Consider the following 23,003-nt stretch of genomic DNA (forward strand, 5'->3'; position numbering starts at 1 on the left):
GAGCGCTGTGCGCAAGGTCCTGATGGCGGTGCTCCTGCTGGCCGCCACCGCCTGCTCGGTCTCCGGCGCCACGGGCGGCGAGGGGAAGACGAAGCTCGTCGTCGGCTACCAGTCCAAGACCATCAACACCGTCACGGCCGGAACCCTGCTGCGCTCGCTCGGCTACCTCGAGAAGCGGCTCGGCGGCAAGTACGCCGTCGAGTGGCAGGACTACGACACCGGCGCCCCCATCACCGCCAAGATGGTCGCCGGGAAGATCGACATCGGCTCGATGGGTGACTATCCGCTGCTGATCAACGCCTCCCGCACCCAGTCGATCCCGGCGGCCCGTACCGAGTTGGTCTCCATCACCGGCTACAACGCGCGCGGCGGGCTGAACATGGTCGTCGTCCCGCCCGCGTCGAAGGCGCGAACCCTGGCCGACCTCAAGGGCGCCAAGATCTCGGCCAGCGTCGGCTCGGCCGGGCACGGCACGCTGGTCCAGGCGCTGGAGAAGGCGGGAATCACCGACGTCGAGACGGTCAACCACCAGCCCGCGGTCGGCGCGGCCCAGCTCGAGTCGGGCGGCGTGCAGGCGTACGCGCAGTTCGTGGCCTGGCCGGGGCTGCTGGCCTTCCAGAACAAGGGCCGGCTGGTCTACGACGGCTCGGCTCTGAACGTGCCGACCTTCCACGGCGTGGTGGTACGCCAGGCGTACGCCAAGGAGCACCCGGAGATCGTGGACGCCTTCCTCAAGGCGCAGATCGACGCCACCCGCTACCTGCACGAGCACCCGCTGCAGGCCGCGGAGTCGGTGGCCCGCGCCACGGGACTGCCGCCCGAGGTCGTCTACCTGTACAACGGCCGTGGCGGCATCGCCACCTTCGACGTCACGCTGAAGCAGTCCCTTCAGGCGGCACACGAGCATGACGTGGCCTACCTCAAGCGGATCAGCGCCGACTTCTCCGGGGTGAACGTCGCCTCCTTCGTCAACGACGCCTACCTCCGCAAGGCGTATGGGCCGGCGTACGACGCGGACCGGGCCTCGACCGTGAACCCCGCCCCGGTCACGGGGAACGACACCGCCTGCGGCGTGGCCGTCGACGATCCCAAGACCGCCTCGGAGCTGTGGCTGAACGGGGAGAGCGAGACCCTGGCCGCCGCCACGCCGACCTGCCTGCTCCGGCAGGTGGCCGCCGCGAAACAGCCGGTGCGGGCGGCCTACGTGCCTGACACCGTCACCGGGACCAGGTGGTTCGCCGACAAGTCCGTCTGGCTGCGGGATCCGGCCGCCGCAGCGCGCGCCAGGTTCCTGCCCTTCACCACCGAGGAAGGGGCCGACGCCTACCGCAAGGAGCACCCGAAGACCGAGCCCATCGCCTATGACGCCGCGGTGAAGGCGGCCGCTGCGGGAGGTGACGCCCGATGACCACGGAGACGGAAGCCGGCACGGCCGCCGGCACGACGTCCTGGACGGCCGCGCCCACGGCCGCGCCTCCCGTGCGGAGCCGGGCCCGGGGCGGTGCGGGGAAGGGGCGGCGGTGGGCGGTCAGGGCGGCCTCGCTCCTGGCCGTGGCCGCCCTGTGGCAGCTCCTCACGGTCACCGACGCGCGTCTCTGGCTCAGGTTCGACCGGCTGCCCACGCTCGACGAGATCGCCGCGCGGTTCGCCGGGCAGCTCTCCAGCCCCGTGTACTACCTCGACCTCCTGCAGAGCCTGATCAGGATCCTGTCCGGATTCGGCCTGGCCGCGGTCGCCGGGATCACCGTGGGCCTGCTGGTCGCCAGGTCACGCGGGACGGGGGACGCGCTGCTGCCGCTGCTCGAAGCCGTCCGTCCCATTCCGGCGATCGCGCTGGTGCCGGTGGCGATCCTGCTGTTCCCCACCGACGAGCAGGGCATCGTGTTCATCACGTTCACCGCCGCCTTCTTCCCGGTCATGGTGAGCACGCGGCACGCCGTGCGGGCGCTGCCCACGCTCTGGGAGGACGCGGTCAGGACGCTCGGCGGCGGCCGGCGCCACGTGCTCTGGAACGTGGTGCTGCCCGGCATCCTGCCCGGTGTGTTCGGCGGGCTCTCCGTCGGCATGGGCGTGGCCTGGATCTGCGTCATCTCGGCGGAGATGATCTCCGGAGAGTTCGGGGTCGGCTACCGGACCTGGATGTCGTACACGATCGTCGACTACCCGGCCGTCTTCGTCGGGATGATCACCATCGGCCTGCTCGGCTGGCTCACCTCGGCCGCCGTCGAGCTGGTCGGGCGACGGATGACGCGCTGGCTGCCCCGGGCGGAAGGGAGCAAGTCGTGACCCTCGGTCTCACTCTGGAGTCCCTGTCGCTGGGGTACGCCCGAGACCCGGTCCTGAGCGAGCTCGATCTGGCGGTCCGCCCCGGCGAGGTGCTGGTCGTCGTCGGCGCGTCGGGCTCGGGCAAGTCCACGCTGCTGCGCGCGCTGGCCGGGCTGCTGCGGCCGTACGGAGGAAGGATCGTCGCGGACGGCGAGGAGATCGTGGCCACCTCGCAGGATCGCGCGATGGTCTTCCAGGACGACGCGCTGCTGCCGTGGCGGACGGTCCTGGGCAACGTGGAGCTGCCGCTGCGCATCCGCAAGCTGCCCAGGCGCGAGCGGCGGACCGCCGCGCGGGCCTGGATCGCCCGCGTCGGCCTGGCCGGGCACGAGGACAGGCTGCCGCGCGAGCTGTCGGGCGGCATGCGGCAGCGCGTGCAGCTCGCCCGCGCCCTGGCGGGAGCGCCCCGCGCGGTGCTGATGGACGAGCCGTTCGGCGCGCTCGACGCCCAGACCCGCGCCGAGATGCAGGCGCTCCTGCTCGACGTGCTCGAAGACACCAGGGCGACGGTCATCTTCGTCACCCACGACGTGGACGAGGCGCTCCTGCTCGCCGACCGCGTGGTGGTGCTCGGCCGCGGCGGCGTCCGCGCGGTGACCGACGTGCCAGGACCCCGCGACCCCGGCGCCGACAGAGCCGGGCTGCGCGCCCAGATCCTCAAGGAGTTGTGATGGACATCCCCTCGATCGAGGACGCCCTGCGCCTGGAGTGCGAGGTGCTCGTCGTCGGCGGAGGCACCGCGGGCACGATGGCCGCGATCACCGCCGCGGAACAGGGCGCGCGGGTGCTGCTGCTGGAGAAGGCCCACGTACGGCACAGCGGCGCGCTCGCCATGGGCATGGACGGCGTCAACAACGCCGTCATCCCCGGCAAGGCCACCCCCGAGGACTACGTCGCCGAGATCACCCGGGCCAACGACGGCGTCGTCAACCAGAAGACGATCTACCAGACCGCGACCAGGGGCTACGACATGGTCCGCCGCCTGGAAAGCTACGGGGTGAAGTTCGAGAAGGACGAGCACGGCGAGTACGCGGTCCGCAGGGTCCACCGCTCGGGCAGCTACGTGCTCCCCATGCCGGAGGGCAAGGACGTCAAGAAGGTCCTCTACCGGGTGCTGCGGCGTCGCGACATCCGCGAGAGGCTCCGCATCGAGAACCGCGTCATGCCGGTCAGAGTGCTCACCTCGGAGGGCCGGGCGGTCGGCGTGGCCGGGTTCGACACGCGTTCCGGGCGTTTCGTCACGGTGAGCGCCGGAGCCGTGATCCTCGCGACCGGCGCCTGCGGCCGGCTCGGCCTGCCCGCCAGCGGCTACCTGTACGGCACGTACGAGAACCCGACCAACGCCGGCGACGGCTACGCCATGGCCTACCACGCCGGGGCCGAGCTCAGCGGCATCGAGTGCTTCCAGATCAACCCGTTGATCAAGGACTACAACGGGCCGGCCTGCGCGTACGTGGCCAACCCGTTCGGCGGCTACCAGGTCAACAACAAGGGGGAGCGGTTCGTCGACTCCGACTACTGGTCAGGCCAGATGATGTCCGAGGTGTCCGCCGAGATCGCCTCCGCCCGGGGGCCGATCTACCTCAAGCTCTCCCATCTGCCCGACGAGACGGTCACGGAGATCGAGAACATCCTGCACACCACCGAACGCCCCACCCGTGGCACGTTCCACGCCGGGCGCGGGCACGACTACCGCAGCCACGACGTGGAGATGCACATCTCGGAGATCGGCCTGTGCGGCGGGCACTCGGCGTCGGGCGTGTGGGTGGACGAGCACGGCGCGACCACGGTGCCCGGCCTGTACGCGGCCGGCGACCTGGCCTGCGTCCCGCACAACTACATGATCGGCGCCTTCGTCTTCGGCGACCTGGCCGGCGCCCACGCGGCCGAGCACCACCAGGGCGGCGGGGCGCTGCCGGCGGACCAGATCGCCGCCGCGCACGAGCTGGTCTACCGGCCCCTGCGCAACCCGGACGGGCCGCCGCAGCAGCAGGTGGAGTACAAGCTGCGTCGCTTCGTCAACGACTACGTCGCCCCGCCCAAGACCGGTGCCAAGCTCGAGATCGCGCTGGAGTCCTTCGAGCGGATGCGCGACGAGATCGCCTCGATGGGCGCGCGTACCCCGCACGAGCTCATGCGCTGCGCCGAGGTCGACTTCATCCGCGACTGCGCCGAGATGGCGGCCCGCGCCTCGCTCACCCGTACCGAGAGCCGGTGGGGCCTCTACCACGAGCGGGCCGACCAGCCCGGACGCGACGACGAAGGGTGGCTGTTCCACCTCAATCTCCGCCGGCGCGACGGGGCCATGGAGTTCGTCAAGCGCCCCGTGGAGCCGTACCTGGTGCCGGTCGAGGAGTTCTCGCCGGTCGCCGCCGAGCCGGTGGTGCTGGGCGCCCGGACCGTGACCGCGGTGCGCCGCCACGAGGTGCGCCGGGAGGCCCGCGCCGCGGTAGGCCGCTCGCCGCGCATCCTCGAGCTGCACCGCCTCGCCGAGGAGCAGCCGTCGGTGGCGCGGCTGGCCCCCTACCTCGCCGACGCCGACCCGAAGGTACGCCGGGCGGCCATCGCCACCCTCACCGAGACGGTGCCGGAGGGGACCGGCCTGGCCCTGGCCGGCGCCCTCGCCGACGAGCACGGCACCGTGCGCCGGGCGGCGGCCACCGGCCTCAAGGAGCTGGTCGAGGTGCTGCCCGCCACGCCCGAACTCGGCGCGGCCGTGACCGCGTGCCTGTCCGGCGGGGACGCCCTGGTCCGGGCCACCGGGCTGGACGTGCTGCGCGCGATGCGGCTCGGCGACACCGGGACGTTCCAGGCGGCGCTGGCCGACCCGGACCACCGGGTACGGATCGCGGCGATCCGCGGCCTGGTCTCCCTCGACGAGGCCGACCCGGTGGCCACCGCCGCGACGGACCCCTCCAGAGAGGTACGCGTCTGGGCGGCCAAGGGGCTGGGCCTCATCGGCAAGCCGTCGGCCGCGCTGGCGGCTCTCGCGGGCGACGCCGACCCGCTGGTCAGGGCCGCCGCTCTGGAGTCGTCGGGCGAGGTGGGAACGCCACTGGAGGCCGAGGCCATCCGGGGGCTGGGCGATCAGGACTGGCAGGTGCGGGTGGGGGCGGCGCGCTGCCTCGCCGCGGCGGACCCGGCCACGGCGCGGCAGCCGCTCGTCGGAGCGCTGGCGGACCCCAACCTCGACGTGCGCAAGGCCGCCGTGCTCGCGCTCACGCCGTGGTCCGCCGCCACGGAGGTGGCGGACGCCTTGCGGGCCGCGCTGGCGGACTCCGACGCCGACGTCCGCTCCTACGCCAGAAAGGCCCTGGCCGGCTGAACGCCAACAGGCGGCGGCCTCGTCTCCCCGCGTGGAACGGCATGGAACGCCTCACATAGTGAGCGCACGAGAAATGCCAGAGCCGGGGTAGGGGGACGACTGTGCGGAGACCGGTGCGACAAGGCTCGCCCGTCAAGCGTGCCGCCATTGTGCGGGCGGCGCTCGAGGCCTTCCTTCACGAAGGATTCGCCCGGACCAGCGTTGACACCATCGCGACCAAGGCCGGTGTGTCCAAACGCACCATCTATGACTATTACCTGGACAAAGAGCAGCTCTTCCTGTCGGTGATCGAGGAGGCCGGCGCCACGCAGAACGCGGAGTTCGCCGACCTGCTCGACCGCACCCTGGGCCAGGTGTATGACCTGGAGGCCGCCCTGCTGGCCTTCGGCCGCGAGTTCGCCCACACCGTGGTCCGATGTCCCGAACGTTCGGCGATCAGGAGGCTGATGATCGCTGAGGCGGTGCACTTCCCCGAGCTGCTGGACGGCTGGTGTCCCGTCGGACCGGCTCAGCGGGCGCTGGCCGCGCGCCTGGCACGGCTGGGCGAGCAGGGCCTGCTCGACGTGCCGGACCCCATCGTCGCCGCGGAGCACCTCGGCGTGCTGGTCGCCAGTGTGCTGAGCGACCGATCACTGTTCGGCGCGGTTCCGCTCGGAGAGGGTGAGATCGAGGGGGTGGTGGTCAACGGGGTGAAAGCATTTCTCCGCGCCTATCGCGCGAAACCGGATACTCCGTAAACCCTGTTTCGGAGCTGCGCCGGACATCGAACCAGCTCCTTAATGTCCAAACCGCTGGACACTCGCGTTCCGGGAAACTAACTTCCTCGCTCGGGGGCATTCTTCTCAATAGCCACATATGTCCCCCACATCATCGGGAGGGGGAACCTGCATGGAGATCACGATCACGCTGGTAGAGGAAGTAGAGCTCACCTGCGGTAACAGCAACAGCTGAAACTCATTCGCGGGATTGGTGACCCGCCTGTCGCCAATCCCGTGCCGTGTCTCCGCTTGGAGCGATATTGTCGCGCGTTCTGGTCAACCCCGCGTTTCCGCTGTTCATTGACGACCACCGGGAGCTCATCCGGCTGGGCGACCTGCCGGGAACCGGAAAGGTGCTCCAGTCCGCCGCCCCCGCCCTGCGCGAGCTGGTACGCCGGTGCGCCTCGACCGCGCTGCCCCGCGACGAGCTGGTCAGCCTCACCGCCGGGATCGGCGGCGTCACGGCGGCCGAGGTGGACCAGGCCATCACCGCCCTGCTCACGGCCCGGATCCTGGTCGAGGAGCAGGAGGTCGAGCTGCTGACGCGCCACGGGCCCTCGTCGCGGCAGGCGTTGTTCTTCTCCATGTTCCAGCCCGCGTCACGGGCCGCCGAGATGGTCGGGGACCTAGCCGGGCGTACCGTCGTCGTCCTCGGCGTCGGTGGGATTGGCGGTTTCGTCGCCCTGCAACTGGCCACGGCCGGGGTGGGGCGGCTGCGGCTCGTCGACCAGGACGACGTCGACGCGTCCAACCTTCACCGCCAATACCTGTACAAGGCGGAGGACGTCGGTGACCCGAAGGTGGACACGGCCGCCCGCAGGCTCGTGGAGCACAGCCCGGCGCTCAAGGTGGAGACGCACCACCGCACGCTGACCGGCGCCGGGGACGTCGCGGACGTGGTCGCCGGCGCGGACCTGGTCATCGCCACCGCCGACAGCCCGCAGCCGCAGATCCGCCGCTGGACGAACGCCGGTTGCCTGGCCGCCGGGGTGCCGTTCCTGCCGGGCGGGTTCACCCAGCACCTGGGCATCGCGGGGCCGCTGGTCGTGCCGGGGAGCTCGGCCTGCCTGGCCTGCCTGGACGAGGAGCTGCGGGTCCGCAACGGCGGGCGGGAGCTGCCCGCCGTACAGAATCAGGGGCGGATCATCCCGGCGTTCGGCCCGCTCTGCTCGATCGTGGCCGGGTTCCTCGCCGCCGAGGCGGTCCGGTTCCTCACCGGAGTGGTCCCGGCGGCCCTGGCCGGCCGGGTGGTCCACTTCGACCTTCTGACGATGATGACGGCGGAGCAGTCCGTCATCCGGCTCGACACGTGCGAGGTATGCGGGGATCCGGCCTGACGCGCGAAACCTGCTGCACCAGGCACGTGACGCGGCGGCGCGCGCTTGAGAGGCTTCCCCCATGCGCGTGATCCCGACCATTGACGACATGGCCGCGTTGTTGCGGGAGCTGTGCGACCGGTTCCCCGCGACCTGTAGGAGACGCCGCATCGGCGCCTCACGCCGGGGCGAGCCGCTGGAACTGGTCTCGATCGGAGACGGCCGCCAGAACGCCCTGGTGTTCGGCGGCCCGCACGCCAACGAGCCCGCCGGCTTCCTGACCGTGCTCCGCCTCGCCTCGGCGTTGTGCGAGGACGCGGCCGAGCGGCACGGGTTCACCTGGCACTTCATCGCGTGCGTGGATCCCGACGGCGCCCGGCTGAACGAGGGTTGGTACGGCGGGCCGTACACGATCAGCCACTATCACCGCCACTTCTACCGCCCGTCCATGAGCGACCAGCCCGAATGGACCTTCCCCATCCCCTCCGGGCGCAAGCGGTTCGACCGGCCGCTGCCGGAGACCCTGGCCCTGATGCGGGTCATCGACGAGCTGCGGCCCGCGTTCATGCTGTCGCTGCACAACGCCGACTTCGGCGGCGCGTACTTCCAGATCAGCCGCGACGTGCCCGGCCTGCCCGCCGAGCTGGCCGCGATCGCCGCAGGCCAGGGCGTCCCGCTGGACCTGGGGCCCATCGACACCGTCGGCTACCAGGTCGCGGGGCCCGGCGTCACGCTGCTGCCGCCGGCCGAGCACATCGACTTCGTCGAGACGGGCGGCGACGCGCGCACCCCTCGTACGTACGGGGCGTCGAGCTGGCACTACGCCGACCGCTACGGCACGTTCACGCTCATCGCCGAGGTGCCTCTGTGGACCACTCCAGGGTGCGACGACCCCTCCGACGCCGGGCTCTCCTTCGGACACCTGGTCAAAGCGGCCGCCGTACGGCTGCGCGAGGAGATCGAACCGCTGGCCCGGGCGCGTACGGACATCCGGTCCCAGTGCGTCGCGCACACCCCGTTCCACACAGCGGTCGACGACACGCTCGCCGTCTCCCATCTGCTGATCGCCTCGCTGGAAGGGGCCGTGGACCGGGAGGACGCCGCCAGGACCGTCACGCGGGCCGAGGCGAGCGGCATCAACGACACCGTGCGCCGCCTGCCGCTGCGGGCCAGCTCCATGTTCCTGCGGCTGCTGGAGGCCGAGGCGGCGGCGGACAACCACCCGACCCCGGCCGCCCTGACGGCCGCCCGCGCCGCGCTGGAGGAGCGCCTGGCGCGCCTCTGCGCGCAGGCGGAGGGTGAACTGGTCCAGCTCCCCGATCCGCTCGGCAGGATCGTCACGATACAGACGGAAGCGGCTCTGGCGGCCGCCCGCCGCCTGCGCCGGTGATGTGTCACGGTGAACGCGGGATCGCGCTGCTGTGGCGGCGGCCGGAGGACGAGTGAGGGGCGGAGGTGCCGATACCTCCGCCCCTCCGGCCCCTGGGAGTTGGACCGGCCGTCGCGCCGGGTCAGGTGGGGGACCAAGGACGACCAGGCGCGACACCGCTGACGCTAACCCGCCCCTATCCCGCCGTCTGCGCACGAATACGCATAACGGGCCGCCCAAGCCGCCGGCACCCAGCGAACCGGTCAAATCTTCACCGACGGCGTGGATGAAAGGGGCGGCAGCATGTGCACCCTGGCGGAGCCGATGTCGAAGTACAGCCCCACCAGTTCGAGCTGCCCGGCTCGCACCTGCTCGTCGACCTTGCGATAGGTCCGCAGGTTCTCCAGTTGCTGCTGCACGTTGACCTTGCAGAGCCGGTCCAGCGCCCCGGCGTCGAGCGGTTCGTCCGCCGTCTCGATGAACGTGGCCAGGCTGTGGTAACCGTGCCGCAGCCAGCGCCGCAGCCCCGGCAGGCCGCCCGCCTTCACCCCGCCGCTGAGCAGCCCGGACATCGCCCCGCAGCCCGAATGCCCGCACACCGTGATCGTGTGCACGCCCAGCACCTGCGTCGCGTACTCGATGGCGGCCACGACGGAGTCGTCATGCGGCTCGGCGCCCCGGCGCGGCACCAGGTTGCCGATGTTGCGCACGGTGAACAGGTCGCCGGGGCCGCTCGCGGTGATCAGGCTGGGGATGACCCGCGAGTCGGCGCAGGTGATGAACAGGTGCGTGGGCTGCTGCTTGCGGGCCAGCTCGGTGAAGATGGGCCGCATCAGCGGAGCCGTACGCCGGTGATACTCCCGCGCACCCGCCGTCAGCTGGCACTCCACGCTGGCCGGGCGGGGGGTGCCCGGAGCGGGCACGCCGTGCCGGGCGGGGGGGCGGTGGCGGTGCGACCACGGCAGCCACCACCGGTCCGGCGCTCTCGGCGGTGTCTTGGATCGGGACCGGCGGGTTCCGCTGGCCGCCATCGCGTACCACTCGTCGTGGATCTCGTCGATGTCGACGCTGCCGCCCAGCCGCTCGTGGTTCAGACGCCAGGAGTGGATCGCCTCGAAGGCGGCGTTGTCCATGAAGTCGATGTTCAGGTCGAGGTCGACGGCCGCGCCGGGCGGGATGGCGCGCAGCTCGTGGGTGAGCCGGGGTACGCCCAGGAAGGTGAGCGAGCCGGAGATCGTCGCGTGGAAGCGCCCGTCCTGCTCCAGGCGCGTCTTGACGGTGACCCAGGTCAGCCGTCGCAGCGCGAGCAGCGCGGCCAGCGCGAGACCGGCCAGCACGCCCTCGGCGAGCCCGAGGACCAGCACGCCCCCCATCGTCACCAGGTAGACCGGCACCTCGCCGTGGCCGTGCACCTTCCTGACGTGGCCCAGGTTGACCATCTGCACGCCGATGAAGACCAGCAGCGCCGCCAGCGCCTCCATCGGGATCAGCTTGATCATCCAGCCGAAGCCGAGGGCGAACACCACCACCCACACGCCGTGCAGGACCGCCGAGAGCCGGGTGCGCCCGCCCGCCTGCACGTTCGCGGTGCTGCGGACGATCACGCCCGCCACCGGCAGCCCGCCGAGCGCTCCCGAGACCATGTTGGCCACGCCCTGCCCGCTCAGCTCCTGGTCGAGGTCGGCACGGGGCCCGTTGTGCATGCCGTCGACCGCGACCGAACACAGCAGCGACTCGACCCCGGCCAGCAACGCGACGAGCAGCACGGACGCCACGATCCGGTGCCAGTCGCCGGACGGCAGGACGGGAACGGTCCATATGGTGACGCTGTCGGACAGGTCGATGCGGGTGACATCCCAGTTGAACGCCCACGCGGTCACAGCGGCCACCAGCAGCGCGGCCAGCGGCGCCGGCACCACCTTGACCCGCTTGGGCAGGCGGGTCCACAGCGCCAGCATGGCGATCGTGAGCAGGCCCACCACCACCGTGTGGCCCTGCATCTCGGCGAGCTGCGCGGGCAGCTCCACGATGTTGGCCAGGGCCGAGCGCTGCGGCTGGCCGCCCAGCACGATGTGCAGCTGGGAGAGCGCGATGGCCACGCCGACGCCCGCCAGCATGCCGTGGATGACGGCCGGTGAGACCGCCAGTGCCGCCCTGGCCGCCCGGAACACCCCGAGCACCAGCTGCACCAGCCCCGCCATCAATGTGATCATGCAGGTGGCCCGCCAGCCGTACGTCTGCACGAGATCCGCGACCACCAGGGACAGGCCCGCCGCGGGCCCGCTCACCTGTACGGCGGAGCCGCCGAGCGCGCCCGCCACGATGCCGCCCACCATGGCGGCGATCAGCCCGGCGGCGAGGGGGGCGCCCGAGGCCATCGAGATGCCCAGCGAGAGGGGCACCGCGATGAGGAAGACCACGAGTGAGGCAGGCACGTCGTACCTGAGCGTGCTCAGCACGCGACGCAGAGTGTCGCCGATCATACGTCAGACCCTATTGCCCCGCGAGCCGGGGCCTGGAGGGGTCCTTGGCGGCTTTACAGATTAATGAGTGGCCGCCTCACTCAGCCGCTGGTCAGCGGTAGTAGTCGGGAAATTCCTGCTCGGGGGTGGTGGCGCGACGACGCCCGCCGCTCTGGTTGCCGCCACCGGGGGTGCCCTGCCGGGCGCCTGTGTCGGGCGTGCCGCCGTACGACTCGCCGTAGTTGGGCCAGGCGCCGCTGCCGCCCACCGGCGGCTCGCCCCAGCCCGCCGGCATCTGGCCGGGCGGAATGCTGGTGATGTCGCCGGTCTCGTACGCGAAGGTCTGCGCGATCTGGCCGGGCGGGAGACTGGTGATGTCACCCGTCTCGTACGCGAAGTGCTGCGGCGCCGGCTGCATGGGCGGGGCCGACAGCACGTCGTCGTAGGCCGAGACCGAACGCGCGGGCGCCGTGGGGGTGCCGGTCGCGGGGGAGGGGCCGGTCACCGGGTCGGAGTCGTCGGCCACGGCCCAGCCCGCACGGACCTCGTAGGACGACGGATAGGAGGAGCGGGGGGCCGCGGCGGGCTGCTGCGGCTCGAAGGCCGGCCAGGAGTCGCTCGACGGGGCGCCGGGCGCGGGGTCGTCGAGGATGTCGTGGTGCGGAAGCGCGGGCCACGATCCTGACGCCGTCGGCACGATCGGCGGGTTGGTCCAGGTGGTCTCGAGCGGGTCGGTGTTGGCGCCGTAGATCGTGAACGGGGCGCTGGTCGGCGCGCCGCTGATGGGCGAGGCCGGTGTGGCGGGGAAAGATCCGCTGGCGGAGGAGGCCGGAGTGGCGGGGAATGAGCCGCTGCCGACGGCGGGGAATGAGCCGCTGGAGGTCGCCGGGCTGTTCGTGCTCAGCGACGTGGCGCCGCCGACGGCCGGGAAGGAGCCGGTGCCGGTGCCGGTGCCGGGCTGAGGCCGGGTCGGTGGCACCTGCTGGGCGCCCACACCGAGGATGCTCATCACGTCGGGCGGTGTCGGGGCCGAGAACGTCACCGTGCGCTGGTCGGCCAGCTCGGCGGCCGACGGGGCCGGACGCTGCGCCGACTCCACGAGATCGGCCAGGCCGGACGAGGCGCCCGCCGGGGCGGGCCGCTGGGAACGCGAACGGTTGGGCCGGTTGGGAAGAGGAGCCTGGATGGTCGCCGCGTTGGGGTCGGCGGTGACGGGCTCGCGCTTGGCGGGCCGCTCACGCTTGGCGCCGGGCCGCTGCTCACGCTGGGCCGTCGGCTGCTTCTCGCGCTCGGCGGGTCGTCCCGCGGGCCGTTCGGCGGGCCTTTCCGAAGGACGCTCGACGGGGCGCGAGGCGCCCTTGCGCGCCGCGACCGTGCCGCCGGCGCCGAAGCCGCCTTCTTCCGCGTCGCTGCGGATGTTGGCCCAGAACTCCTCGTCCTCGACGTCGGTGTGGGGGTTGCCCCACTCGTCCACGCCGCGTTTGCCGCGCTGACCCGTGCGTACCGGCTTGGCCTTGGCCTCGCCGATAGGACTGAAGTCGGGGCTGAAGTTGTTCATGCGGGGTTCGCTCTTGGAGAACTCGTCCGTGGAGCGCGTCTGTGTCCTCTCATCCTTCTCGGCCATCTGCTTCAGCCGCTCAGGAGGGAGAGAGCTCTCCCGACGGTTCATAGAACGCATGCCCAGTGCCACGACGACGAGCACGAGGAGCACGACAGCGACCAAGCTGACTACGACCGCGATCATTGCACCACCCTCAAAGCCATGGCCTCCCTGCGGCACCGGTGAGATCGCGCGGCCATCGACGCGACCTTCCCCCTTTGATCACCAGCACCTAGCAATTGGATCTGATTGTGTCGGACCACTATGAGCGTTGTCACACCCTACGTGAAGAATTGGTAACTATTACTACGTTTAGTGATTGATGTCTCACTGGATGTTCACCACCGTGAGCCGGCCACGGGCGATGGTCAAGTCCGCGATCTTCTTCAAGACGTCGGAGAGGGGGGCGCCCTCCGGGAGCTCGACCTTGCCACTCAGCGAGTAGACGCTGAACCGGTAACTGCCCTTCTTCACACATGGGGGCTGGTAGCCCACCTTGCCGCTGGTCACCGTCGCCTGGCTCGCGCCTTCCGGCGGGCTCGCGGCGGCGTTCGGCCCCAGCTCGGTCGTCGTCGCGGGGATGTTGTAGAGCACCCACTGGACGGCGGATTCTGATGGTGAGTGGGAGTCGACCACGATGGCGATCGACTTGGCATCGGACAGAGGTTCGCTGGACCAGCGCAGCGGCGGGCTGCCCTGGGCGCCATCGCAGGAGAACTCGCTCGGCAGTGGTTCGCCCTCGCGCAACTCCGGACTCGAGACGTTGATCTCAGCGATCTCCTTGGCCTGGGACCTTCCGATGAGGAAGCTGCAACCGGACGACGCGAGCATGACGGTCACCACTGTCACAGAGACAGCGATGCGTCTCACGCGTCTTGCCGTGTTACACAGCCCCATGCCGGATGATGCTACGCGGCTATCGGCCGTGCGCCGACCGTTTCGCGAGGGTCGGCCGCCGGTAAAGGACGGGAAAGCAGCCACAAAACGGGTAGGGGGGAGTGAACTTCGCCACATCCTGAGCGCCGCCGTCCTCGGCCCGCGGGCGCTTCGCCGGGGCGGGGAGGTCATGGGCGGCACCGGAGAACCCGGCCGCGGCCTGCTGGTTCTCAACGCAGGGGCGACCGGGCCGGTTCGCCCCGGCGGATCGAGGGGCGCGGGTGCCCGGGAGCGCGGGCACCGTGTTGGCGGGCTCTGCCTTCGTGGCGGCGACGGCACCCCGGTGAAATCGGGGCACCAGGTCGTCAGCCGCGGACCCAGCCGTCGCGCCTCCAGTAGAGCGTCATACGTGGCTGCGGAAGACCCTGATCGCCAGCGGCGCGAACACCACCACGAACCCCGCCGACCACAGCAGCGAGACCACCGTCGGCCAGGCCACCTCGCCGCCGATCAGCAGGCCGCGGATCGCGTCGGCCAGGTAGGTCACCGGGTTGACGTCGGACCAGGCCTTCAGCCAGCCGGGGAACGTGTCGGCCGGCACCAGCGCGCTGCTGGTGAACGTCAGCGGCATCATCGTGGAGAAGGAGATCATCTGCACCTTCTCCGGACTCGACGCCTTGAGCCCGATCAGCACCGACATCCACGACATCGCCAGCGCCACGACCACCAGCAGCGCCAGCGCCCCGATCAGCCCCGCCACGCTGGTCGTCACCCGGAACCCGAGCACCATCCCGAACCCGACCAGCAGCGCGAACGCCCACACCTGCTTGAACGTGTCGGCGATGATCCGGCCCGACAGCGGCGCGGTGCGCGCGATCGGCAGGCTGCGCAGCCGGTCGAACACGCCCTTGGTGATGTCGGTGTTGAGCCCGATGGCCGTGGACAGCGTGTAGAACAGGGCGTTCTGCACCAGCAGCCCCGGCAGCGCGAACTGCAGATAGTCGCCGGTGGAGCCGGAGATGGCGCCGCCGAACACGTACGTGAACAGCAGCAGGAACATGATCGGCTGGATGCTGAGGTCGAGCAGCTCCCACGGGTTGTGCTTGATCTGCACCAGGCTCCGCCAGGCCAGCGTCATGGTCTGCCTGAGGGTGGCGCCGGGGCCGACCCGGCTGGGCAGGGCCGCGGTGACGGCGGTCATACGAGGGCCTCCTCGGTCGGCTCTTCCTCCGCGCGGTGCCCGGTCAGGGCCAGGAACACCTCGTCGAGGCTGGACTTACGCAGCGCCAGCTCGGAGGCGACGATGCCGAGGTCGTCGAGGCGGCGGACGATGGCGGGCACCACCGCGGGGTCGCGTACCGAGGCCGTGACCCTGCCGCCCGACAGGTCGGGCACCTCGTCGAGGACCTCGGTGACCACCTTGGCGACCAGGTCGAGCTGGTCCTCCCGGAGCGGCCGCACCTCCAGCACCTGCGCGCCGGTGGTGGCCTTGAGCTCGTCGGACGTGCCCGACGCGATGACCTTGCCGTGGTCGAACACCACGATGTCGTCGGCCAGTTGGTCGGCTTCCTCCAGGTATTGGGTGGTCAGCAGCACGGTCACGCCGTCGGCCATCAGCCCGCGTACGACTCCCCACAGGTCGGTGCGGCTGCGCGGGTCGAGACCGGTCGTCGGCTCGTCCAGGAACAGCACCTGCGGCCTGCCCACCAGGCTCGCCGCCAGGTCGAGCCGCCGGCGCATGCCGCCCGAGTAGGTCTTCGTGGCCCGGCCCCCGGCGTCGGCCAGGTCGAAGCGGCCGAGCAGCTCCTTCGCCCGCTCCCGCGCCGCACGCCTCGGTAAACCCAGCAGGCGGCCGATCATCATCAGGTTTTCGACACCGGTCAGCATCTCGTCGACCGCGGCGTACTGTCCGGTCAGCCCGATCAGCGACCGCACCTGATGAGCCTGCCGCCGCACGTCGAACCCCAGCACCGTGGCCGTGCCCGAGTCGGGCGTGAGGAGGGTGGCCAGAATGCGGACGGCGGTCGTCTTGCCCGCCCCATTGGGGCCCAGCACGCCGAGCAGCCTGCCGGTCGGCACCGCGAGGGCCACCCCGTCGAGTGCCTTGGTCGCGCCGTAGTGCTTCACCAGGCCGTCTGCCTCAATCGCGTACTGCATGCCCCCACTGTGACCTACGGCACCGACACTTTTCCGATGGCATCCGGCGCCTCTGGGAGATCACTGGTGCGGACGGGAGTCATAAGCTGGCCCTGTGACGACTTCTGGCCCGTTGCGTGATCCCGAACACCGTGTGTCGCCCAAGGCCGTCCGGCTCTGGCTGGCCGAGGCGTTGTTCGGGTTCGTGCTGCTGGTGGGCTGCTCGATCCTGGTCGCGCGCTGGGTCGGGGGGAGCGGGTGGTCGTGGGTGCCCGGCTGGTTCGCGGACGATCCGTGGCTGCTGCCCGTGGTGCTGGGGGTGCTGACGACGCCGTTCCTGATCGCTGAGCCGTTCGTGCGTTATGCCGTACATCGGTGGGAGTTGTCGGGCGATGTGGTCTACACCCGGTCGGGGTTCCTGACCCGGGAGTGGGTCTTCGTGCCGGTCAGCCGGATCCAGACGGTCGACAAGGCGCAGGGGTGGGTCGAACGGCTGCTCGGGCTGGCGACGCTGGAGATCCGTACGGCGTCCCACGCGGGGTCGTCGACGATCAAGGGGCTGGACTACGAGGTGGCGGCGGGGTTGGCGGAGGAGCTGGCGCGCCGGGCGGAAGAGCTCAGGGACGATGCCACATGACCGAGCCTCCCTCCCACCCGCCCGCACCACCTGGCCCCGAGGGCTCGTCTCCCATCCCTGCGGGGCCGCCTCCGCTCCTTCCGCCCCCGGTGCCCGGGCGGGCGCCGTTGCGGCTGAGTCCCAAGGTGCTGCTCATCCAACCGGTGCGGATGATCCCGTCGCTGCTCCTCCCGCTCGTCGGGCTGCTGTTCGTCGGCGGGTTCTCCGGCAAGTCGTACCTCTGGGCGGCGGTCGGGGTCGGCGTCACGTTCGCCATCGCCGTCGTCCGGTGGGCGATCTTCAGCTACGAGATCGTGAGCGACCGGCTGGAGATCAAGCGTTCCCTGATCAGCCGGTCGGTCCGTACCATCCCCCTGGAACGGGTACGCGGCGTGGACGTCTCCACCCCGCCCATGCACCGGCTGCTCGGCCTGGCTGTACTGAAGATCGACACGGGGGCGAGCGGCGACGCCGAGGAGGGCAAACTCGACGGCGTCACCCTGGAGGAGGCCGAACGCCTGAAGTCGGTCCTGCTCCGCCGCACCCGCGCGGCCCGAGCCGCCGCGCACTCTGCCACCGCTTCTGGCGAGACCATCTCCCCTTCCGCGTCTGACGGCGCCTCCCCCTCCGTCACCGCCGCGGGTCCGGCCGCCCCGCCGCGCGCTTCTGGGGTCGCGGCGGAGGCTGATCGGGAGATCATCAGCGTTCCGTGGACCTGGCTGCTGTACGGCCCGCTGTCCGGCGCGTACCTCCTGACCCCGTTCGCGCTGGCGGGGGGTGCCGTGGGGTTGGCGTTCCAGTGGGGGGACGACCTCGGCTTCGGCCGGGACGCCGCGCTGACCGTCGGGGAGTGGCTGTGGGAGCACCCCTATCTGCTGCTCGCGGTGGTGCTGCTGCTCGTGGTGGCGATGCCGGTGGTGGGCGGCGTGATGTACGCGGTGTTCAACTGGAACTTCCGGCTCACCAGCCGCGACCGCTACCTGGTGGCGGAGCGCGGCCTGATCAACCGGCGCAGCGTGTCGCTGGAGGCCCGGCGCGTCCGCGGCTACGAGATCGTCGAGGGGCTCGCCGAGCGCTGGGCGGGCGTCGCCCGCGTCTGGGCCATCGTGACGGGACTCGGCGACACGCAGACGCGCGGCCAACTCCTGCCGGACGTCCCGCGCGCGGTCGCCTTCAAGGTCACCGGCGAAGCCATCGGCTCCTACCGGGCCGAACTCCGCCCCCACCCACCCATCGCGCGCAACCGCCGCCTCTTCCGCGCCATCGCCCCGTGGCTCCTCCCGGCCGCCGCCACCGCCCTGACGGCCCTGCTGACCGCCGAGGCGGCCTGGTGGATCGCGGCCGTGGTCGCCCTCCTCCTGGCGGGCACGGGGATCCCCCTCGGCCTCGACCGGTACAGGTCTCTGGGACACGGATACGACGGCGTACGCCTGGCGGTCCGCTCCGGCTCCCTCCGCCGGTCACAAGCCGTGGTCGAACGCCGCGCGGTGGTGGGCTGGCACCTCAGGCAGACCTGGTTCCAGCGGCGAGCCGGGGTGTACACGCTCACGGCCGGGGTGGGAGCCGGCAAGGGCGGCTACTCGGCGATCGACGTCTCCCAGTCCCAGGCGATCGGCTTCCCGGCCGAGGTGACGCCGGAGTGGCTGGCTCCGTTCATGGAGAAGGGGAAGTAGGCGGGCGCACGTTCCGCACGTTCCGCACGTTCCGCACTGCCGCTCTCGGCGGCTCGAGGCTGCCCACCGGGCCGTGAAGGCCCTGCCCGGTTTGAGACCACCAACGAGCCACCGGGCGTTGCGTACGGGCGGCGCTGGGGCGGTGTGTGCGGGTGGTCGGTCGTGTGCGATGACGCGTCCGGGCACCCGGCGTTGGTGTACGCGGCGTCGTTCGGCGAAGGCGTGTCCAGCCGTCAATGCGGAGCGGCGCGGTCAGGCGCCGGTACGGCGACGCCGGGGCCGGGCGGCGGTGTGGTCGGTGGCTGGTCGGTTAGTCCTGGCGGCGGGCGCCGAACATGATCTCGTCCCAGGTCGGTACCGAGGCGCGACGTCCCCTGGAACCCTTGCGCGGCTGACGAGCCGCGGGGGCAGGCGGGGGAGAGGGCACCGGGACCGGGGGCTCCTCCTTGGGCGCAGGCTGTTCGGGCTTTGCGGTGCCGTCCTTGCTCGTCCTCGCGGCGGGCACGGCGGGCTCAGGCGCTGCCGGCTCAGCCTTGGCCGCCGCAGGCTCAGCCTTCGGCTCGGCCTTGGGCTCGGCCACTGCGGCCGCAACCTTTGGCTCGACCTTTGGCTCGGCCGCCGCGGGTTCGGCCTTGGGAGCCGGTGCCGGGGTGGGCGCGGGTGTCGCGGAGTCGGCCTTGGGCTCGGGCTTCGTGGGCTGGGGCTTTGGCTGTGGCTTGGGCGCGGCCGCCGTGGGCGCGGCCGCCGTGGGCGCGGCTGCGGTGGGCGCGGTTGCCGACTGAGACGTTGCCTCGGGCGCGGCCTTGGAGGGCTGCTTGGAGGCGTCCTGGTCGGTTGCCGTTGCGGGGGCGCTGGTGTCGGCCGCAGTCACCGCCTCGGGGGCGGGCGGTGTTGTGACGGTGTCCGTCTTTGCTGGGGTGTCGACCGCCGTGGCGGCTTCCTGCCCAGCGGCTCCCTGCGCCGGGGCTTCGGTCTTGCCTTCTGCGGTCGGGGACGTTTGCGGCGTGGCGGTGCTCTCCGTAGCGGCGCCATCGGACTGCGACTTGATAGCGGCGTCGCCGGACCGCGACTCGATGACGGCCCCGCCCGACTGCGGCTCAGCGACCGCCCCAACGCCCTTCGACTCGGTGAGAGTGCTGTTGGGCGGCGTCTCGGGGGCCGCACTGGTCGCCTGCGACTCGGCCGTGACCCCCGTGGCGGGCTGCGACTCGGCCGGGGGAGGTGTGGTCGGCTCCAGGACGGTAGTGGGCTCCGGAGTCTCGGAAGGGCGTGTGGTCTCCGCTGCCGGGGCGTCGGTGCGTGCCACTGTGGGCACGGCAGACGGCGAATCCGCAGCCGAGGACGCATCCGTGGCGGGCGCCGACTGCGCAGGGGTCTGCGCGGTGGGTGCGGGCGCCGAGTCTGCGACAACGGCGTCCGTAGCGGTGGCATCTGAGACGGCAGCCTTCGCGACGGTGGCGTCCGTGACGGCAGCCTTCGTGACAGAAGTGTCCGTAACGGCAGCGTCCGAGACGTTCGTAACGGAAGCGTCTGAGACGGCAGTGTCCGTGACGGCGGCGTCCGTTGCGGCGGTGTCCGAGACGGCAGCCTTCGTGACGGTGGCGTCCGTAACGGCAGCGTCCGTAGCGGTGGCGTCCGAGACGGCAGCCTTCGTGACGGTGGCGTCCGTAACGGTGGCGTCCGTGACGCGGGCGGTCGCCGTGGCGGGTTCTGCGATGGCCGGGGTCGTTGTGGCAGCGGCGTCAGGCGCCGGGGCCTGGGTTGCAGGGGCAGGCGGCGCGTAGTTCGCCGGCTCTGTAGCGCGGTCAGCCGCCGTAGGAGCGCTCGAAGCCGGGTCCTCAGCGACGGGCGCGTTGGTGGCCGGGCCCTGTGCGGCGCGGGTGCTGGTGGCTGAGCCCTGCGCAGCGGGCGCGTTGGCAGTTGGCGTCTCTACGACGGGTGCGCCGTAGGCCGGGCCATCCCCGGGGGTCGCGTCCGTTGCCGGGGGCAGCGTGAAAGAGTCCTCGGCCACAGGCACGGTGGCACGGCTGCCCGCAGGCGCGACATCACGAGTCGCCGGGGCGTAGATGGCCTCGCCGTCCCGGCCCGTCGGGCGGTCGGGAGTGCGGGGAGTGCCGTAGTCCGGGAGCCAGGGCGAAGGCTCGCCGTGACGTGCCGGAGGCTCGCCGGGGCGAGCGGTGCCCTGTGCGGGCGAGTCGGTGCGGTAGCCGGTCTCCTGTGCGGGCGACTGGGTACGGTGGTCGGTCTGCTGCGCAGGCGACTGGGTACGGTACCCCGTCTCCTGAGCGGACGGCTCAGCGCGGTAGCCGGTCTCCCGTGCCGCGGGGTCGGTGCGGTAGCCGGGCTCCCCAGTGGGCGGCTCCGAGCGGTAGTCCCTCGAGGGAGGGTCTGAGCGGTGGCCGGGCTCCCTGGTGGGGGGCTCAGTACGGTAGCCGGGGCCGGCAGGGTCGGTGGGGGCGCGGTCGAAAGGGGCCTCGCGGGCGGGGGTGAAGGGGGCCTCGCGGGACGGGGTGGACGGGGTACGGCTGTAGGACGGCTCCGTGCCCCTTGGCTGGTAGCCGACCGCCGGCTCCTGCGGCTCGGGCTCGTGCCGGATCATCGCGGGGAACGGCAGCGGGTCCGACGCGAGCGGTGGCACCGGCTGCAGCTTGGCCACGCGCGGCGTGAACGGCGTGACCGTGGTGTCCTCCACCACGGGGCTGGGGTCGAAGTCGGCGGCCGAGAGCCGCATCGACTCGTCGTCGTGCGGCGTGACGTGCCGCCTGCGCGGGTCGAACAGCCACTCCGCGTGCCTGGTGTGACCGTTCCAAACGTAACCGAGCTTGACGCGCCAAAGGCCGTCGTCGCGCTTGGCGGAGTCCCAGTCGATCTCGTCGGTGGGCACGCCGCGCCGGGTCAGCCGCTCGGCGACGAGCTCGCCGAGCGTCGGGCCGGCTGAAGATTCTCCGGGCATGCGTACGGACACGCGCTGCGCCTGTTGGGCCACGTACTCGCGCTCCTGGAGCACGGGGCCCTCGAACCAGCGAACACGTTCGACCGGGATGCCCGCTGTCGCGGCGATCTCCTCGGCCGTTTCTCCGGCACGAATGCGGGCCTGGATCTCCTTGGGGCGCAACGGACTCTCCACTTCGATCTCGTACTGGCCGAGACGGGAGAAGTTGCCGCGGACGGCAGCACGGAGCCGGTCGTCCACGGGAAGCGTGAACCGAGTACCTCGCCCTGCTGTCGCCAGCACGAGATAGGTACCGTCCTCACTTACCGCGACGAGTCGGAGCTCCTGCATGCGAGTCCCTTCGTCAGCGTGCTGCTCATTCTTCCCCCGGACCCTTGAGTCTCTCGCGTGTGCCGGTTGCCTGCCAGCACCGTACCCGGCATGTCCGAACATCGCCTTCATGGGATAGCCCAGTGGCGATGTGACGCCGGTCACATTTGTTGATTCCATCATCTCAGGGTCTGCCCGTACGCGAAGCCCTTGACGGATTCTGGCGAATAGTGTCTCGCGTCGCCGTGCACTTCAGCCAAGACGCGAGAACGGATGGGTTGGCGTCCGGATGGAGCTCCAGGTAGCGGGCGGCGGCTCCGGCCAGGTATGGGGATCTGGTGGAGTACGTCTCGCCGGTGGGGGAGAGCCGGCACCCGCCGGTGTCGGCGGACGCGACGACGAAGACGCCGGACCGCGTCAGGCGGGCCATGGCGGTCCGCAGGGCCCGGGAGCGGGCGCCGTCGATCGAGAGATTGGCGACGGCGGGGCCATGGGCGTGTCGGCGCACCCAGTCGAGGCCGGCCAGGACGTCCGACAGGCTGCCGGAGCCGCCGCAGCCGAGCACCCGTACCGAGGCGATCCGGGCCCGCGGCGCCACGCCGTGTGACCGGCCGGCTATGGCGCGCGCCACCCGCGTGCCGTGGCCGCCGCAGTCGTCGCCGGCACGTCCGGTGGCGTCGAAGGCCCGCCAGGCCCGATCTCCGAACCCGCCGGCCCTGCGGAGGCCGACCGTCGCGGTTCCCGGCTGCCCGTTGACGCCGCTGTCCACGATGTAGACCGTGACGCCTCTCCCGGTGCCGCGAGCGACGCGGGCCCGGTTGGGCCCGGTAGTCGACCTGGAGTGGATCTGGTGGGCGGGCCCAGTGATCAGCCAGGCGCGATCGGGCGCGGTGATCGGCATAGGGTGGATCTCGCGGTCGGGTTCGATCGCCAGGACCCGCGGGTCCGCGCGTAGCTCCGCCAGTTCGGTCGTGTTCACCCAGGTGGCGAAGCCGGGGATGGCCGCGGTGTAGAAGCGGCGCACCCGCCATCGCATCGCGCCGACCAGGTCACGGGCCGCGGCCCGGTTACGGGCGGTGACGATGTACGGGCGCGTAGGCTCGATGATCGGCGGCCGGAAGGTGAGGCCGGCGGCGGGCGGCATGGCGAGGGGAATCGCGGTGGTCACGGCCGTCGCCACGGCCGCGGCGAGGTACAGGGAGAGCAGGCCGATTCGTCGGGACACGAGCGACGAGGGTGTCTGTCACACAAGTCACAGGAACAACAGGACACGCGCTCGCGTCTA

At 71.5% G+C, this 23,003-nt stretch carries 16 protein-coding genes; 9 read left to right on the forward strand and 7 right to left on the reverse strand.

The window, feature by feature from the left end:
- Positions 1 to 7 precede the first annotated feature (7 nt).
- The 7 genes from KLK06_RS14050 to KLK06_RS14080 all read left to right on the forward strand — a co-directional run bounded on the left by KLK06_RS14050 (position 8) and on the right by KLK06_RS14080 (position 9,114).
- The gene (locus KLK06_RS14050; RefSeq protein ID WP_308168234.1) at positions 8 to 1,408 is read left to right on the forward strand and encodes an ABC transporter substrate-binding protein; all 1,401 of its coding nucleotides are present in this window, start codon (positions 8 to 10) and stop codon (positions 1,406 to 1,408) included.
- The gene (locus KLK06_RS14055; RefSeq protein ID WP_214635863.1) at positions 1,405 to 2,286 is read left to right on the forward strand and encodes an ABC transporter permease; all 882 of its coding nucleotides are present in this window, start codon (positions 1,405 to 1,407) and stop codon (positions 2,284 to 2,286) included. Before KLK06_RS14050 ends, KLK06_RS14055 begins: the two co-directional genes overlap by 4 nt.
- Complete coding sequence (locus KLK06_RS14060) at positions 2,283 to 2,996, forward strand: ABC transporter ATP-binding protein (RefSeq protein WP_214635864.1); 714 nt, start codon at positions 2,283 to 2,285, stop codon at positions 2,994 to 2,996. Before KLK06_RS14055 ends, KLK06_RS14060 begins: the two co-directional genes overlap by 4 nt.
- A complete protein-coding gene (locus tag KLK06_RS14065; protein WP_214635865.1) occupies positions 2,996 to 5,650 on the forward strand; it encodes a fumarate reductase/succinate dehydrogenase flavoprotein subunit in 2,655 nt (884 codons plus the stop codon). The genes KLK06_RS14060 and KLK06_RS14065 overlap by 1 nt, the downstream gene beginning before the upstream one ends.
- Before the next feature lie 149 nt (positions 5,651 to 5,799).
- Complete coding sequence (locus KLK06_RS62295; RefSeq protein WP_308168274.1) at positions 5,800 to 6,387, forward strand: TetR/AcrR family transcriptional regulator; 588 nt, start codon at positions 5,800 to 5,802, stop codon at positions 6,385 to 6,387.
- 281 nt (positions 6,388 to 6,668) lie between these two features.
- A complete protein-coding gene (locus tag KLK06_RS14075) occupies positions 6,669 to 7,745 on the forward strand; it encodes a TOMM precursor leader peptide-binding protein (RefSeq protein ID WP_214635867.1) in 1,077 nt (358 codons plus the stop codon).
- Between the two features lie 61 nt (positions 7,746 to 7,806).
- Positions 7,807 to 9,114, forward strand: a complete 1,308-nt coding sequence (locus KLK06_RS14080; RefSeq protein ID WP_214635868.1) for a M14 family zinc carboxypeptidase — start codon at positions 7,807 to 7,809, stop codon at positions 9,112 to 9,114.
- A 242-nt stretch (positions 9,115 to 9,356) separates the two neighbouring features.
- Here the strand turns inward: KLK06_RS14080 and KLK06_RS14085 are convergent, their stop codons facing one another.
- The 5 genes from KLK06_RS14085 to KLK06_RS14105 form a co-directional block, all read right to left on the reverse strand.
- Positions 9,357 to 11,576, reverse strand: coding sequence for a bifunctional SulP family inorganic anion transporter/carbonic anhydrase (locus KLK06_RS14085; protein WP_214635869.1), 2,220 nt, complete (start codon positions 11,574 to 11,576; stop codon positions 9,357 to 9,359).
- 91 nt (positions 11,577 to 11,667) lie between these two features.
- Complete coding sequence (locus tag KLK06_RS14090) at positions 11,668 to 13,299, reverse strand: hypothetical protein (protein ID WP_214635870.1); 1,632 nt, start codon at positions 13,297 to 13,299, stop codon at positions 11,668 to 11,670.
- A 183-nt stretch (positions 13,300 to 13,482) separates the two neighbouring features.
- Complete coding sequence (locus tag KLK06_RS14095) at positions 13,483 to 14,004, reverse strand: YbhB/YbcL family Raf kinase inhibitor-like protein (protein WP_308168235.1); 522 nt, start codon at positions 14,002 to 14,004, stop codon at positions 13,483 to 13,485.
- 430 nt (positions 14,005 to 14,434) lie between these two features.
- Positions 14,435 to 15,232: an ABC transporter permease gene (locus KLK06_RS14100; protein ID WP_214635872.1), complete on the reverse strand. Its 798-nt coding sequence runs from the start codon at positions 15,230 to 15,232 to the stop codon at positions 14,435 to 14,437.
- The gene (locus KLK06_RS14105) at positions 15,229 to 16,188 is read right to left on the reverse strand and encodes an ATP-binding cassette domain-containing protein (RefSeq protein ID WP_214635873.1); all 960 of its coding nucleotides are present in this window, start codon (positions 16,186 to 16,188) and stop codon (positions 15,229 to 15,231) included. The genes KLK06_RS14100 and KLK06_RS14105 overlap by 4 nt, the downstream gene beginning before the upstream one ends.
- Before the next feature lie 94 nt (positions 16,189 to 16,282).
- Here KLK06_RS14105 and KLK06_RS14110 point away from each other — a divergent pair, with 94 nt between their 5' ends.
- Entirely contained in the window at positions 16,283 to 16,804 is a 522-nt protein-coding gene (locus tag KLK06_RS14110) for a PH domain-containing protein (RefSeq protein ID WP_308168236.1), read from the forward strand.
- Positions 16,801 to 18,456 (forward strand): PH domain-containing protein, encoded by a 1,656-nt coding sequence (locus KLK06_RS14115; RefSeq protein WP_250905368.1) that lies wholly within the window; start codon positions 16,801 to 16,803, stop codon positions 18,454 to 18,456. Before KLK06_RS14110 ends, KLK06_RS14115 begins: the two co-directional genes overlap by 4 nt.
- A 310-nt stretch (positions 18,457 to 18,766) precedes the next feature.
- Here KLK06_RS14115 and sepH read toward each other — a convergent pair whose 3' ends face one another.
- Together sepH and KLK06_RS14125 are read right to left on the reverse strand one after the other, a co-directional pair.
- Entirely contained in the window at positions 18,767 to 21,901 is a 3,135-nt protein-coding gene (gene sepH / locus KLK06_RS14120) for a septation protein SepH (protein WP_308168237.1), read from the reverse strand.
- A 1-nt stretch (position 21,902) separates the two neighbouring features.
- The gene (locus KLK06_RS14125) at positions 21,903 to 22,943 is read right to left on the reverse strand and encodes a S8 family serine peptidase (RefSeq protein ID WP_214635875.1); all 1,041 of its coding nucleotides are present in this window, start codon (positions 22,941 to 22,943) and stop codon (positions 21,903 to 21,905) included.
- Between the last annotated feature and the right edge of the window lie 60 nt (positions 22,944 to 23,003).

This window comes from Nonomuraea sp. NEAU-A123, from assembly GCF_018603905.1.
GTDB lineage: Bacteria > Actinomycetota > Actinomycetes > Streptosporangiales > Streptosporangiaceae > Nonomuraea.